This is a genomic window from Enterobacter sp. PL1 (assembly GCF_945957325.1).
Taxonomy (GTDB): Bacteria; Pseudomonadota; Gammaproteobacteria; order Enterobacterales; family Enterobacteriaceae; genus Enterobacter; species Enterobacter roggenkampii.
Window position 1 is genome coordinate 67,811 of the sequence record NZ_CAMFKT010000002.1, and the last position, 14,788, is coordinate 82,598.

The following is a 14,788-nucleotide window of genomic DNA, read 5'->3' on the forward strand; positions in this document are numbered from 1 at the left end:
CCCGGCAGACAGAATGTCGCCGGGCTGAGGGCTAGCTGCGCAGACCGCGTCCGCGCTGGATCAGATACCAGCACAGCAGGTAGAAGACGATGATGAACACCACCAGCACCGCCACCGTGGTAAACAGCGGCACATCTGTGATGCCGAGGAAGCCAAAGCGGAAACCGCTGATCATGTAGACGATCGGGTTCAGGTGCGACAGCGCCTGCCAGAACGGCGGCAGCAGCGTCAGGGAGTAGAACACCCCGCCGAGATAGGTCAGCGGCGTCAGCACGAAGGTCGGGATCAGGCTGATGTCGTCAAACGTTTTGGCAAACACGGCGTTCAGCAGACCGGCCAGCGAGAAGAGGATCGCCGTCAGGAGCAGGGTCAGGGCCACGAAAAGCCAGGAGTGCACCTGGAACGGCACGAAGAACAGCGAGATGGCCGTCACCAGGATCCCAACACACAGACCGCGCGCCACGCCGCCACCGACGTAACCGGCAATGATCACATGCGTTGGCACCGGTGCCACCAGCAGCTCCTCAATATTGCGCTGGAACTTGGCGCTAAAGAAGGACGACGCCACGTTGGCATAGGCGTTGGTGATCACCGCCATCATGATCAGGCCAGGCACGATAAACTGCATATAGGTAAAGCCGTGCATCTCACCAATCCGGGAACCAATCAGGTTACCGAAGATGATGAAATAGAGCGTCATCGTGATGACTGGCGGCACCAGGGTTTGCACCCAGATGCGCATAAAACGGTTAATCTCTTTCGCCCAGATACTTTTCAGCGCGACCCAGTAAAGATGCGTCATGCCTTGTCTCCTTGTTTATCCTGCACCAGAGAGACAAACAGCTCTTCCAGTCGGTTCGCTTTGTTACGCATACTTAAAACCTGAATACCCTGCGCGCTCAGCTGGGAGAACACGCTGTTAATCCCCTGCTCGCGCAGCACTTCCACTTCCAGCGTTGAGGTATCCACCAGACGATACTGGTACCCTTCAAGCTTCGGTAGCGGGCTCTTTGCCGCCAGATCGAGAATAAAGGTTTCTGATTTCAGCTTGGAGAGCAGGTTCTTCATCGAGGTGTTTTCCACCAGCTCGCCGTGCTGAATGATGCCGATGTTGCGGCACAGCATTTCCGCCTCTTCCAGGTAGTGGGTAGTCAGAATGATGGTGGTGCCTTTGTCATTGAGGTCTTTCAGGAAGCCCCACATGGAGCGGCGCAGCTCAATGTCTACGCCCGCCGTCGGCTCATCGAGGATCAGCAGCTTTGGCTCGTGCATCAGCGCACGGGCAATCATCAGGCGGCGCTTCATCCCGCCGGATAACATCCGGGCGCGTTCGTTACGCTTTTCCCACAGATCGAGCTGCTTGAGGTATTTTTCGCTCCGCTCCAGGGCCTCTTTACGCTCAACGCCGTAATAACCCGCCTGGTTAACGACGATCTGCTGCACCGTCTCAAACGGGTTGAAGTTGAATTCCTGCGGTACCAGACCCAGCTGGCGCTTGGCGTTGACCACATCTTTTTGCAGGTCGTATCCGAACACGCTGACGCGGCCGGAGGTTTTGTTCACCAGCGAGCTAATGATGCCGATGGTAGTCGATTTCCCCGCCCCGTTCGGCCCCAGAAGCGCGTAAAAATCACCGGCCTCTACTTTAAGATCTATTCCGCGCAGCGCCTGAACGCCGCCCGGATAGGTTTTTTTAAGCTGCTCAAGCTCCAGTGCAATTGCCATGAAATTAACTTACCTTCAGTTCTGACACACGTTGTGTGGTTTCATTAAAAGTCGGGTTACCCTATAGTAGCGCAACGCAATTACTCGGTTACAGGTCGCTAACCTCCATGAACAACATAGATACACTCATCAGCAACAATGCACTATGGTCAAAAATGCTGGTGGAGGAAGACCCCGGATTTTTTGGAAAACTCGCGCAGGCGCAAAACCCACGCTTTCTCTGGATTGGATGCTCCGACAGCCGCGTACCGGCGGAGCGCCTGACCGGCCTCGAGCCCGGCGAACTGTTTGTTCACCGCAACGTTGCCAACCTGGTGATTCACACCGATCTCAACTGTCTTTCTGTTGTTCAGTATGCCGTTGACGTTCTGCAAGTCGAGCACATCATCATCTGCGGCCACTACGGCTGCGGCGGCGTGCAGGCGGCGGTTGAAAACACGGAGCTGGGGCTCATTGATAACTGGCTGCTCCACATCCGCGATATCTGGTTCAAACATAGCTCACTGCTGGGCGAAATGCCGCAGGAGCGCCGCATGGATACCCTGTGCGAACTCAACGTGATGGAGCAGGTGTATAACCTGGGCCACTCAACGATCATGCAATCGGCGTGGAAGCGCGGGCAGAAGGTCTCGATCCACGGCTGGGCGTACGGTATTCACGATGGTCTGCTGCGCAACCTGGAAGTGACCGCCACCAACCGCGAAACGCTGGAGCAGCGTTACCGTTCGGGAATTGCCAACCTTCAGCTTAAGCACGTAAACCATAAATAAACAAAGCCGGGTGGCGGCTGCGCCTTACCCGGCCTACATGTGCCCATTCGTAGGCCCGGTAAGCGCAGCGCCACCGGGCAACAAACCGCAATTACTCGTCCAGCAATACCACTTTCCCAACATACGGCAGATGACGATAACGCTGTGCGTAGTCAATACCGTAACCGACGACGAACTCGTCCGGGATAGAGAAACCGACGAACTCCACCGGCACCTGCACTTCACGGCGGTCAGGCTTATCCAGCAGGGTGCAAATCGCCAGCGATTTTGGCTCACGCAGGCTCAGGATCTCGCGCACTTTTGACAGCGTGTTGCCGGAGTCGATGATGTCCTCAACGATCAACACATCTTTGCCACGAATATCTTCATCCAGATCTTTCAGGATTTTCACATCACGGGTGGTGGACATGCCGCTGCCGTAGCTGGAGGCGGTCATAAAATCGACCTCATGGGGCACATGCACCTCACGGCACAGGTCTGCCATGAACATGAAAGAGCCGCGCAACAGACCGACCAGCACCATTTCGCTGCCGCTGTCCTTGTAATGTTCGGTGATTTGACGACCCAGTTCGGCGATACGCGCTTTGATCTCGGCTTCCGGGATCATCACTTCAACAGTATGTTTCATATTACTAACCAAATGATTTTAATGAAAATCTCTCAATACGGATGCGTTAATATCCAGCACTGATACGCAAGCCAGCCATTATATCAGCAAATGGATAACCCTGGCGTATGAGTTATAAAAAGCAAATATTGTGATTCCGATCACACTTGTTAATACCTATAATTAGTTGCTAGCAAATTATTAACAAAAACTGACGAGTACACTTTCTATGGCTGAAACAAACTCTAAACAGCCGCGTCTACTGGTGACATTAACAGCGCTATTCGCCGCCTTCTGCGGCCTGTACCTGTTAATCGGTGGCGTCTGGCTGGTCGCGATCGGCGGCTCCTGGTACTACCCGATTGCGGGCCTGGTTATGCTTGGCGTAACCGTCCTGCTCTGGCGTAGAAAACAATCTGCACTGTGGCTGTATGCCGCACTCCTTCTTGCCACCATGATCTGGGGCGTCTGGGAAGTCGGCTTTGACTTCTGGGCGCTGACGCCGCGCAGTGACATCCTGGTCTTCTTCGGCATCTGGCTGATCCTGCCGTTCGTCTGGCGTCGCCTGATCGTGCCGTCCAGCGGTGCGGTCGCGGCGCTGGTGGTAGCGCTGTTAATCAGCGGCGGTATCCTGACCTGGGCTGGCTTCAACGATCCGCAGGAGATCAACGGTACGCTGAACGCAGAATCGACGCCTGCGGCGGCGATCTCTCAGGTTGCTGACGGGGACTGGCCTGCCTATGGCCGTAACCAGGAAGGTCAGCGCTACTCTCCGCTGAAGCAGATCAACGCGGACAACGTTAAAAACCTGAAAGAAGCCTGGGTATTCCGTACCGGCGATCTGAAGATGCCGAACGATCCGGGTGAACTGACCAACGAAGTGACGCCAATTAAAGTCGGCGATATGCTTTATCTGTGTACGGCGCACCAGCGTCTGTTCGCGCTCGACGCGGCCACCGGTAAAGAGAAATGGCACTTCGATCCGCAGCTGAACTCCAACCCGTCCTTCCAGCACGTGACCTGCCGTGGCGTCTCTTATCACGAAGCGCGCCCGGATAATGCGAGCCCGGAAGTCATTGCCGACTGTCCTCGCCGCATCATGCTGCCGGTGAACGATGGTCGTCTGTTCGCCATCAATGCCGAAACGGGCAAGCTGTGCGAAACCTTTGCCAACAAAGGTATCCTGAATCTGCAGACCAATATGCCGGACACCACGCCGGGTCTGTATGAGCCGACCTCCCCGCCCATCATCACCGATAAAACCATCGTGATTGCCGGTTCGGTAACGGATAACTTCTCCACACGTGAAACCTCCGGCGTTATCCGTGGTTTCGACGTGAACACCGGTAAACTGCTGTGGGCCTTCGACCCGGGCGCGAAAGATCCAAACGCGATCCCATCGGACGAACACACCTTTACCTTTAACTCGCCAAACTCCTGGGCGCCAGCGGCGTATGACGCGAAGCTGGACCTGGTCTACCTGCCGATGGGCGTTACTACGCCAGATATCTGGGGCGGTAACCGCACGCCGGAGCAGGAACGTTATGCCAGCGCTATCGTGGCATTGAACGCGACCACCGGTAAGCTGGCCTGGAGCTATCAGACCGTTCACCACGATCTGTGGGATATGGATATGCCGTCCCAGCCGACGCTGGCGGACATCACCGTTAACGGCAAAACCGTACCGGTGATTTACGCTCCAGCGAAAACCGGCAACATCTTCGTGCTGGATCGCAGCAACGGCAAGCTGGTTGTGCCTGCACCGGAAAAACCGGTTCCGCAGGGTGCGGCGAAAGGCGATTACGTCAGCAAAACCCAGCCGTTCTCCGATCTGAGCTTCCGTCCGAAGAAAGACCTCAGCGGGGCAGACATGTGGGGTGCCACGATGTTTGACCAGCTGGTGTGCCGCGTGATGTTCCATCAGCTGCGCTATGAAGGCATCTTCACGCCGCCTTCTGAGCAGGGCACGCTGGTCTTCCCGGGTAACCTGGGGATGTTCGAGTGGGGTGGGATCTCCGTCGACCCTAACCGTCAGGTGGCGATTGCCAACCCAATGGCGCTGCCGTTCGTTTCCCGTCTGATCCCACGCGGTCCGGGCAACCCAATGGAGCAGCCAAAAGACGCGAAAGGCAGCGGTACCGAAGCCGGCATTCAGCCGCAGTATGGCGTACCGTTCGGCGTGACGCTGAACCCGTTCCTGTCGCCGTTCGGTCTGCCGTGTAAACAGCCTGCCTGGGGTTATATCTCCGGTCTGGATCTGAAAACTAACCAGATCGTATGGAAAAAACGTATTGGTACGCCACAGGACAGCATGCCGTTCCCAATGCCGGTTCCGGTGCCGTTCAATATGGGTATGCCAATGCTGGGTGGCCCAATCTCCACCGCCGGTAACGTGCTGTTCATCGCGGCAACCGCAGATAACTACCTGCGCGCGTACAACATGACCAACGGTGAAAAACTGTGGCAGGGCCGTCTGCCAGCGGGTGGCCAGGCCACGCCGATGACCTATGAAGTGAATGGCAAGCAGTACGTTGTCATCTCCGCGGGTGGTCACGGCTCGTTTGGCACGAAGATGGGCGACTATATTGTCGCGTATGCACTGCCTGACGAAAACAAGTAACTGAAAAGCCCGGTGGCGCTTACGCTTACCGGGCCTATGGATACGCTATGTAGGCCGGGTAAGGCGAAGCCGCCACCCGGCTTTTTTTATACGGTAAAGCCCAGCATCATCCCCGTATCTTCATGCTCCAGCAGATGGCAGTGCGCCATGTAGGCAAACTCCTTCGGCGCATCGTGGTCAAACTTCACCAGCACCTCGCTGACGCCGCCTTCCACCTTCACCGTATCCTTCCAGCCCGCGCGATGCGCGTCCGGGGCTTTGCCGTTCTCAGAGAGAATGCGGAACTGCGTGCCGTGGATATGGAACGGGTGCAGCATCATGTCCCCTTCACCTGAAATCACCCAGCGCTCAAGCTGCCCTTTTGTCGCAGCAAACATCGGCGTGTTCATGTCGAACGCTTTGCCGTTGATCATGTTGGCGTTGTGGAAATCAAAGCCATGGTCGCCGTGATTCATGTTCCCCATGCCGCCCATGTTGCCGTGGTCCATGTTCATGTGACCCATCATCTGCCCGTGATGCATCCCCGCCATCGCCTTATCGCCATATTTCGCCATCAGCGCCTGCATGCCCATCATATCGAGCATCGGGTTCATGGAGAGCTGCAGTTTGCGTTGCGTAAGCCCATCCAGCGACGGAAGTGCCGGCAGCGTGGTTAACGTATCAGGGAGCGTGCCGGAAGCGGTCACCCGTAACGGCTGGATACGCAGCACCGGATGCGGCTTGTCAAACGGCGCGACCGCCATCCCCATCTGGCTAACCGGCAGGGTCACAAGATCGAACGGCTTGCCGTCGCTGATATCCACCAGCACCTCAAAGCGCTCCCCCATCAGCATCGGCAGTTCGTTGACCTTCACCGGCTCAGGCAGCAGCCCGCCGTCGCTGGCGACCACGTACAGCGGACGCTTATCGCTGCTGGCGAAGTTGAGGGAACGCGCGTTACAGCCGTTAAGCAGACGCAGGCGCAGCCAGCCCTTCGGCGCGGCGTGCTGAGGATAAATGGCGCCGTTGGTCAGCAGCGTGTCGCCAAACCAGCCTACCGCCGCGCTCATCACATCCAGCTGGTAGTCAATTTGCCCGTCAGCGGTGAATTTCTTGTCCTGCACAATCACCGGCACATCGTCGATGCCCCACTGCTTCGGCAGGCGCAGCAGGCGGCTTTCGTCGTCTTCAATCAGCACCAGCCCCGCCAGCCCCATCGCTACCTGATGGCCCGTTTTGCCATGCTGATGCGGATGGAACCAGCAGGTCGCGGCGCGCTGGTTGGGCGTAAAGGTGACGCTGCGCGTGCCGCCCGCTTTGATGATGCCCTGCGGCCCGCCGTCTACCTCGCCCGGCACTTCCAGTCCGTGCCAGTGCAGCGTCGTCTCTTCGGCGAGCGTGTTGTGGATATCCACCGTCACCGCTTTACCTTTGCGCAGCTGTAGCGCAGGACCGAGAAGATTGCCGTTATAGCCCCAGGTTGTCGCGTTGTGCGCACCGAACAGCGTATTACCGGACTGAACGACAAGCTGGATACGGCTGCGGGCGTCAGCGGTCAGCAAATCAGGGATGGGTAAGGCAGGCCTGTCAGCCGCGAAAACCGCACGGCTCCAGAGGGGTAAGGCGCTGGCAGCCCCCAGCGCCACGGAATATTTTAAAAAATCACGACGTTGCATGTTCATTTCCTTATTTCCAGCAGGCGATCTTTTGAGCATAAACCCTCCCCTTACCGGAAGGTCAAGTAAAGCGGCAATAATAAAGATCGTCGCACTGGCATCAAGTATGCTAACGTTAATTTTCCGTGAAGAAGTGGTAGAAGCAATGAAGACGTTTTTCAGGACAATTTTGTTCGGTAGCCTGATGGCAATGTGTGCGAACAGCTATGCGCTCAGTGAAAATGAAGCGGAAGATATGGCCGATTTAACGGCGGTTTTTGTATTCCTGAAAAATGATTGTGGCTACCAGAATTTACCCAACGGGCAAATTCGCCGCGCGCTGGTCTTTTTTGCCCAGCAGAACCAGTGGGATCTCAGCAACTACGACAGCTTTGACATGAAGGCGCTCGGCGAAGACAGCTACCGTGACCTAAGCGGTATTGGCATTCCCACGGCTAAAAAATGCAAAGCGCTGGCTCGCGATTCGCTCAGCCTGCTCGCCTACGTCAAATAACCTTCCCGACGCCTCCTGTTAAACCTATAGCCGTGCAACCACGGTTATAGTTAGCTATCATGTTTCGCTCATTTTTTGTGAGCGTAACGGATGTTAACAAAGGAGGAGTCCGCGTATGGCCGACCACACGTTGTGGCATGAAACACTGCATGACCAGTTTGGTCAGTACTTTGCCGTTGATAACGTGCTCTATCATGAAAAAACCGATCACCAGGATCTCATCATCTTCGAGAATGCTGCCTTTGGCCGCGTAATGGCCCTGGACGGCGTCGTGCAAACGACCGAGCGAGATGAGTTTATCTATCATGAGATGATGACCCATGTCCCGCTGCTGGCGCACGGCCATGCAAAGCATGTCCTGATTATCGGCGGTGGCGACGGTGCAATGCTGCGTGAAGTTTCCCGCCATCGCTCGATTGAAACCATCACCATGGTGGAAATCGATGCGGGCGTCGTCTCGTTCTGCCGCCAGTACCTGCCCAACCACAATGCCGGTAGCTATGACGATCCGCGTTTTAATCTGGTGATTGATGACGGGGTTAACTTTGTTAACCAGACAACCCAGACCTTTGACGTCATTATCTCCGACTGCACCGATCCTATCGGCCCTGGCGCGTCGCTGTTTACCTCCTCGTTCTACGAAGGCTGCAAGCGTTGCCTGAACCCGGGCGGGATCTTCGTCGCCCAAAACGGCGTCTGCTTCCTGCAACAGGATGAAGCGCTGGATAGCCATCGCAAGCTCAGCACCTATTTCGAGGATGTCAGCTTCTATCAGGCGGCCATTCCGACGTACTACGGCGGGATCATGACCTTTGCCTGGGCGACGGATAACGACGTATTACGTCATCTTTCCACCGAAATTATTCAGGCCCGCTTCCATCAGGCCGGTCTACAGTGCCGATACTACAATCCGGCTATTCATACCGCAGCGTTTGCTCTGCCGCAGTACCTGCAAGACGCATTATCCACTAAGGGGGTGAGCTAATTGAAAAAGCTTAAACTGCATGGCTTTAACAACCTGACCAAAAGCCTGAGTTTTTGTATTTACGATATCTGCTATGCCAAAACAGCGGAAGAACGCGATGGTTACATCGCCTATATCGACGAACTCTACAACGCCAACCGTCTGACCGAGATCCTGTCAGAAACCTGTTCCATTATCGGCGCCAACATCCTGAATATTGCCCGACAGGATTATGAACCCCAGGGCGCCAGCGTGACCATACTGGTCAGCGAAGAACCGGTCGATCCGAAGCTTATCGACAAAACGGAACATCCGGGCCCGCTGCCGGAAGTAGTGGTTGCTCACCTGGATAAAAGCCATATCTGCGTCCATACCTACCCGGAGAGTCACCCGGAAGGCGGGCTGTGTACGTTCCGCGCCGATATTGAAGTGTCGACCTGCGGCGTGATTTCCCCACTGAACGCACTGAACTATCTCATCCACCAGCTGGAATCGGATATCGTCACGATAGATTACCGCGTGCGCGGTTTTACCCGTGACGTCAACGGCATGAAGCACTTCATCGACCACGAGATCAACTCTATTCAGAACTTTATGTCCGAGGACATGAAGTCGCTGTACGACATGATGGACGTGAACGTGTATCAGGAAAACATCTTCCATACCAAGATGTTACTTAAGGAGTTCGACCTTAAGCACTATATGTTCCACACGAAGCCGGAAGATTTGAGCGAAGAAGAGCGTAAGGCGATTACTGACCTGCTCTGGAAAGAGATGCGCGAGATCTACTACGGCCGCAACATTCCGGCCGTGTAAGTGTTGCCCGGAGCAGGGATGCTTCGGGAAATTACCGCTGTTTCATGAACTCGCGGTAGGCATTCACCACCTGAAGGAAGTCTTCTACGCCGCACAGCGACAGGCTTTCTTCGTCATAGTAGCTCATCCCCTCTTCCATCTCGTCGCCTGAAAACTCGAGCTGGTTGGCACGCACCATGACCTCTTCACCGTCCATCCACAGCGTGTATTCGTGCCCGGCGCGTTGCCAGGAGCGCTCACTGCCTTTCACCGTCTTTGCCGCCTGTTCAACCTCATCAAGAAGGGAGAGATTTTCTTTCACCTCTTCGTTAAACCAGTGTCCAACGGCTTCGTGGCCCATCGACATACGCACTTTCACCACTCCGGTGATGTCGCGCAGAAATTCGTAATCCATAGTGTTTTCCTCTGCAAAGCCATTAAGGTAATTATCGCAGCAGCGAGGAAGAAAAAAAGCGTGGGAGGTGGGAGGAATGAAAATAAAAAGGTGAGAGCAAGACCCTGCGGCCTGATGCCCTCACCCCGTCCCTCTCCCACGGGAGAGGGTGCAAACACTAAAAACCGTCTCGTAGAGACGGTTTTGCTGTTTATACTGCCGTCTGGAAGATAACCCCGTCGGCCTTCTCGGTGTACTGAGAGAGCTGGTCGAAGTTCAGATAGCGATAGGTATCCACCGCGGTCTTATCCACCTGCGCCACAAAGGTCTGGTACTCTTCCGGCGTTGGCAGTTTGCCAATCAGCGCCGCAACCGCCGCCAGCTCCGCAGAGGCCAGGAAGACGTTCGCACCGGTACCTAAACGGTTCGGGAAGTTACGGGTCGAGGTGGAGACCACCGTCGCGCCGTCGGCTACGCGCGCCTGGTTGCCCATACACAGGGAACAGCCAGGAATTTCAATACGCGCCCCGCTCTTACCAAACACGCTGTAGTAGCCCTCTTCGGTCAGCTGAGCCGCGTCCATACGGGTTGGCGGCGCCACCCACAGACGGGTTGGCAGCTGGCCTTTGTGGGTATCCAGCAGCTTACCGGCCGCGCGGAAGTGACCGATGTTGGTCATGCACGAACCAATGAACACTTCGTCGATCTTCTCGCCCTGAACTTCGGACAGCGGACGCGCGTCGTCCGGATCGTTCGGTGCACACAGGATTGGCTCTTTGATATCCGCCAGATCGATGTCGATCACCGCCGCGTACTCTGCGTCAGCATCGGCTTCCAGCAGCTGCGGATCGGCCAGCCATTTTTCCATGCCCTGGATACGACGCTCCAGCGTACGACGGTCGCCGTAGCCTTCTGCAATCATCCACTTCAGCAGCACGATGTTAGAGTTCAGGTACTCAACGATCGGCTCTTTGTTCAGCTTGATGGTACAGCCCGCAGCCGAACGCTCGGCGGAGGCATCGGTCAGCTCGAACGCCTGCTCTACTTTCAGATCCGGCAGACCTTCAATTTCCAGAATGCGGCCAGAGAAGATGTTTTTCTTCCCTTTCTTCTCAACGGTCAGCAGACCCTGTTTAATCGCATACAGCGGGATCGCGTGAACCAGGTCGCGCAGGGTAATACCCGGCTGCATTTTACCTTTGAAGCGCACCAGCACCGATTCCGGCATGTCCAGCGGCATCACGCCCGTCGCCGCAGCAAACGCCACCAGACCGGAGCCCGCCGGGAAGGAGATACCGATTGGGAAACGGGTATGGGAGTCACCGCCGGTACCCACGGTATCCGGCAGCAGCATGCGGTTCAGCCAGGAGTGGATAACGCCGTCGCCCGGACGCAGGGAGACACCGCCACGGTTCATAATGAAGTCAGGCAGCGTGTGGTGCGTGGTCACGTCAACCGGCTTCGGATACGCCGCGGTGTGGCAGAAGGACTGCATCACCAGATCGGAAGAGAAGCCCAGGCACGCCAGGTCTTTCAGTTCGTCACGGGTCATTGGGCCAGTGGTGTCCTGAGAACCGACGGAGGTCATCTTCGGCTCGCAGTAGGCGCCAGGACGAACACCGGCGACGCCGCAGGCGCGACCGACCATTTTCTGTGCCAGCGAGAAGCCGCGGTTGCTTTCCGCAACGTCTTTCGCGTGACGGAATACATCACTGTGCGGCAGACCCAGTGCTTCACGCGCTTTGGTGGTCAGGCCGCGCCCGATGATCAGCGGAATACGGCCACCGGCGCGCACTTCGTCAATCAGCACGTCGGTTTTCAGCTCGAAGCTTGCCAGCAGCTCGTTGGTGTCGTGGTTACGGACTTCGCCTTTGTACGGGTAAACGTCAATCACGTCGCCCATGTTCAGGTTAGAGACATCCACTTCGATCGGCAGTGCGCCCGCATCTTCCATGGTATTGAAGAAGATTGGGGCAATCTTACCGCCCAGGCACAGGCCGCCGCCGCGCTTGTTCGGCACATGCGGGATGTCGTCACCCATGAACCACAGCACGGAGTTGGTCGCGGACTTACGGGAAGAGCCGGTACCCACAACATCACCGACGTAAGCCAGCGGGAAACCTTTTTTCTGCAACGCTTCGATCTGTTTGATCGGGCCGACAACGCCCGGCTGATCCGGCTCAATGCCTTCACGGGCGTTTTTCAGCATCGCCAGGGCGTGCAGCGGGATATCCGGGCGAGACCACGCGTCCGGTGCCGGAGAGAGGTCATCGGTGTTGGTTTCACCGGTCACTTTGAAAACGGTAACGGTGATTTTTTCAGCCAGCGCTGGACGATTCAGGAACCATTCGGCATCGGCCCAGGACTGCATCACCTGCTTCGCATAGACGTTGCCTGCTTTGGCTTTTTCTTCCACATCGTAGAAGTTATCGAACATCAGCAGCGTAGACGAGAGCGCTTTAGCGGCAATCGGTGCCAGCTTGTCGTTATCCAGCGCGTCAATCAGCGGATGAATGTTGTAACCACCCTGCATGGTGCCGAGCAGTTCGATGGCTTTTTCAGGAGTAACCAGTGGGGAGGTGGCTTCGCCTTTGGCGATAGCAGCAAGGAATCCGGCTTTTACGTAGGCAGCTTCATCTACGCCAGGCGGTACGCGGTTGATCAGCAGATCTAACAGGAATTCTTCTTCGCCCTTAGGCGGGTTCTTCAGCAGCTCGACGAGCGCGGCCATTTGGGTTGCATCTAAAGGTTTGGGTACAATTCCCTCGGCGGCACGTTCTGCTACGTGCTTACGGTATTCTTCTAGCACGACGGTTCTCCTCGCTCTCATTGTCATATGCGGCGGGCGTTCTCTTCACGCTCCTGTGAGACAGCAGTTTGTAGGGTAAATGCCCGATACCGCGTCGGGCAGCATAGCAGGATTTCTGCACAGTGTTAATCCGTTTACAAAAAAGCAACATTAAAAAGTTTGCTGAATCGTTAAGCATGGTGTAGCGGGGATTTAGGGCATCATCTTGCGGTTCTTCTGCACCGTGACGCTTCAGTTTTTTCTTCATCAGATATAATTGTGTAATAAATACTCACACTCTTTATCCGGACGTACCGGACGCTTCCCAATAAAAGTCAAAACAGTAAAAGACGGGTGAATAATACTCACGCCAACCGTAACGCCTCACGGCACAGCGCTGGTCTCGTTGGAGTCATTTTATGAAGTTGCCCTTTAAGCCACATCTGCTCATCCTTCTGTGCAGTGCCGGGCTGCTTGCCGCCTCAGGCGTCTTGTTTGTCAAAAGTCGTGCAACGGAACCCGTTGCGCCAGCCCCCGTCGCTCAACAACCGGCGGCACCTGCCGTAGCCCAGCCCGCCCCTGTGGTCGCGCCGACCTACACTGCCGCGCAAATCGATCAGTGGGTTGCCCCCATTGCGCTCTACCCTGACGCCCTGCTTTCACAAATCCTGATGGCCTCGACTTACCCGGCCAACGTGATTCAGGCGGCTCAGTGGTCAAAAGACAACCCTAAAATGGAAGGGGACGCCGCCATTCAGGCCGTTGCCAGCCAGCCCTGGGATCCGAGCGTAAAATCGCTGGTCGCGTTTCCTCAGCTTATGTCGCTGATGGGTGAAAACCCGCCGTGGGTACAAAATCTGGGCGATGCGTTTCTCGCGCAGCCGAAAGACGTGATGGATTCCGTTCAACGCCTGCGCGCGCTGGCACAGAAGACCGGTGCTTTACAATCTACGCCTCAGCAGACGGTCACCACCGTGACAAAGCCAGCACCAGCGAAAACCCGCGCCACCGAGGCAACAACAACAACCGCGTCTGCGCCCGCCCCAACGGTGATCAAAATTGAATCTGCCGATCCGCAGGTCGTTTATGTTCCCACCTATAACCCCAATACGGTTTACGGGACCTGGCCCAACACCGCCTATCCTCCCACCTATCTCCCGCCCACGCCCGGAGAGCAGTTTGGCAACAGCTTCGTCAACGGCTTAGGCTTCAGCCTGGGCGTTGCCACAACCTATGCCATTTTCAGCAATATCGACTGGGATGACGACGATGACTGGGACCACCACCATGACGGTGACTGGGATAATCACGGCGGCTATAACCGCAACGGTGATAACAACATCAATATCAACGTTGAGAACTTTAATAAAATCAGCGGACAGCGTCTGACGGACGCCAACCGTACCTGGCAGCATAACCCGGCCTACCGGGAAGGTGTGCCCTATCCGACTAACCAGCTTAACACCCGTTTCCACTCCACCAGCACAGTCACCGGGCTAAGCTCAACGCAGCAAAAACCGGTTAACCGGGATAGCCAGCGTCAGGCGGCCCTGAGCCAGATGGAGAAATCCACGGGGAAAACCTTCCCGCAAACGGCACGTCCCGGCACGAAAGATGTGCAGCGTCAGGCCTCGAGTGAACAGCTGAAGCAAATTTCGCAGCGCAACAACTACCGTGGCTACGACACCAAACCGCAGACGGCGAAGCGGACCACCACGCAGCAGCGAGAAAATCGTCAGGCTGTAACCCAAAGACAGGAGAAACGCGTTTCACAGCCCGCGCAGCAACGCGCTCTGCAGCAGCGAAACGGTCAGCCCCGGGCCAATGCGCTGAGCGGCAACGACAGCCGTTCCGCGAACTGGCAGGCGCAGCAGCAGCGCGGTGCGCAAAGCAGGCAGCTTGCGGCTCGCCAGCAGCAGCCCCGTCAGGTATCTGGTGGACGCGCTGAACGCCGTGAATTTAGACATCGCTAAGGGA

General features: G+C 56.2%; 12 protein-coding genes. 6 read left to right on the forward strand and 6 right to left on the reverse strand.

What is annotated here, in order from left to right; genetic code table 11:
• Positions 1 to 31: 31 nt before the first annotated feature.
• Both N6P30_RS02140 and N6P30_RS02145 read right to left on the reverse strand, forming a co-directional pair.
• Entirely contained in the window at positions 32 to 802 is a 771-nt protein-coding gene (locus tag N6P30_RS02140; protein ID WP_008501945.1) for an ABC transporter permease, read from the reverse strand.
• Positions 799 to 1,725, reverse strand: a complete 927-nt coding sequence (locus N6P30_RS02145; protein WP_008501946.1) for an ABC transporter ATP-binding protein — start codon at positions 1,723 to 1,725, stop codon at positions 799 to 801. Before N6P30_RS02145 ends, N6P30_RS02140 begins: the two co-directional genes overlap by 4 nt.
• Positions 1,726 to 1,832: 107 nt before the next feature.
• On the opposite strand from N6P30_RS02145, the gene can reads away from it, so the two are divergent.
• Positions 1,833 to 2,495: a carbonate dehydratase gene (gene can / locus N6P30_RS02150; protein WP_008501947.1), complete on the forward strand. Its 663-nt coding sequence runs from the start codon at positions 1,833 to 1,835 to the stop codon at positions 2,493 to 2,495.
• A 91-nt stretch (positions 2,496 to 2,586) separates the two neighbouring features.
• Here the strand turns inward: can and hpt are convergent, their stop codons facing one another.
• Positions 2,587 to 3,123, reverse strand: a complete 537-nt coding sequence (gene hpt, locus N6P30_RS02155; protein WP_008501948.1) for a hypoxanthine phosphoribosyltransferase — start codon at positions 3,121 to 3,123, stop codon at positions 2,587 to 2,589.
• 208 nt (positions 3,124 to 3,331) lie between these two features.
• Here hpt and N6P30_RS02160 point away from each other — a divergent pair, with 208 nt between their 5' ends.
• The gene (locus tag N6P30_RS02160; RefSeq protein ID WP_023293268.1) at positions 3,332 to 5,722 is read left to right on the forward strand and encodes a glucose/quinate/shikimate family membrane-bound PQQ-dependent dehydrogenase; all 2,391 of its coding nucleotides are present in this window, start codon (positions 3,332 to 3,334) and stop codon (positions 5,720 to 5,722) included.
• A gap of 86 nt (positions 5,723 to 5,808) precedes the next feature.
• On the opposite strand, the gene cueO is transcribed toward N6P30_RS02160, so the two are convergent.
• Positions 5,809 to 7,377: a multicopper oxidase CueO gene (gene cueO, locus N6P30_RS02165; RefSeq protein ID WP_032676832.1), complete on the reverse strand. Its 1,569-nt coding sequence runs from the start codon at positions 7,375 to 7,377 to the stop codon at positions 5,809 to 5,811.
• Positions 7,378 to 7,522: 145 nt separating this feature from the next.
• Here cueO and N6P30_RS02170 point away from each other — a divergent pair, with 145 nt between their 5' ends.
• The 3 genes from N6P30_RS02170 (at position 7,523) to speD (ending at position 9,650) form a co-directional block, all read left to right on the forward strand.
• On the forward strand, positions 7,523 to 7,870 hold the full coding sequence (locus tag N6P30_RS02170) for a YacC family pilotin-like protein (RefSeq protein ID WP_014882582.1): 348 nt from the start codon (positions 7,523 to 7,525) through the stop codon (positions 7,868 to 7,870).
• 115 nt (positions 7,871 to 7,985) lie between these two features.
• Positions 7,986 to 8,855 (forward strand): polyamine aminopropyltransferase, encoded by an 870-nt coding sequence (gene speE, locus N6P30_RS02175; protein WP_008501952.1) that lies wholly within the window; start codon positions 7,986 to 7,988, stop codon positions 8,853 to 8,855.
• Positions 8,856 to 9,650 carry an adenosylmethionine decarboxylase gene (gene speD / locus N6P30_RS02180; RefSeq protein ID WP_008501953.1) on the forward strand — a complete coding sequence of 265 codons (795 nt, stop codon included), beginning with the start codon at positions 8,856 to 8,858 and terminating at the stop codon, positions 9,648 to 9,650.
• 31 nt (positions 9,651 to 9,681) lie between these two features.
• Here the strand turns inward: speD and yacL are convergent, their stop codons facing one another.
• Both yacL and acnB read right to left on the reverse strand, forming a co-directional pair.
• On the reverse strand, positions 9,682 to 10,044 hold the full coding sequence (gene yacL, locus N6P30_RS02185; protein WP_008501954.1) for a protein YacL: 363 nt from the start codon (positions 10,042 to 10,044) through the stop codon (positions 9,682 to 9,684).
• Positions 10,045 to 10,234: 190 nt separating this feature from the next.
• Entirely contained in the window at positions 10,235 to 12,832 is a 2,598-nt protein-coding gene (gene acnB, locus N6P30_RS02190; RefSeq protein ID WP_023293270.1) for a bifunctional aconitate hydratase 2/2-methylisocitrate dehydratase, read from the reverse strand.
• Positions 12,833 to 13,230: 398 nt separating this feature from the next.
• Here acnB and N6P30_RS02195 point away from each other — a divergent pair, with 398 nt between their 5' ends.
• Positions 13,231 to 14,784: a DUF3300 domain-containing protein gene (locus N6P30_RS02195; RefSeq protein WP_023293271.1), complete on the forward strand. Its 1,554-nt coding sequence runs from the start codon at positions 13,231 to 13,233 to the stop codon at positions 14,782 to 14,784.
• Positions 14,785 to 14,788: the final 4 nt, after the last annotated feature.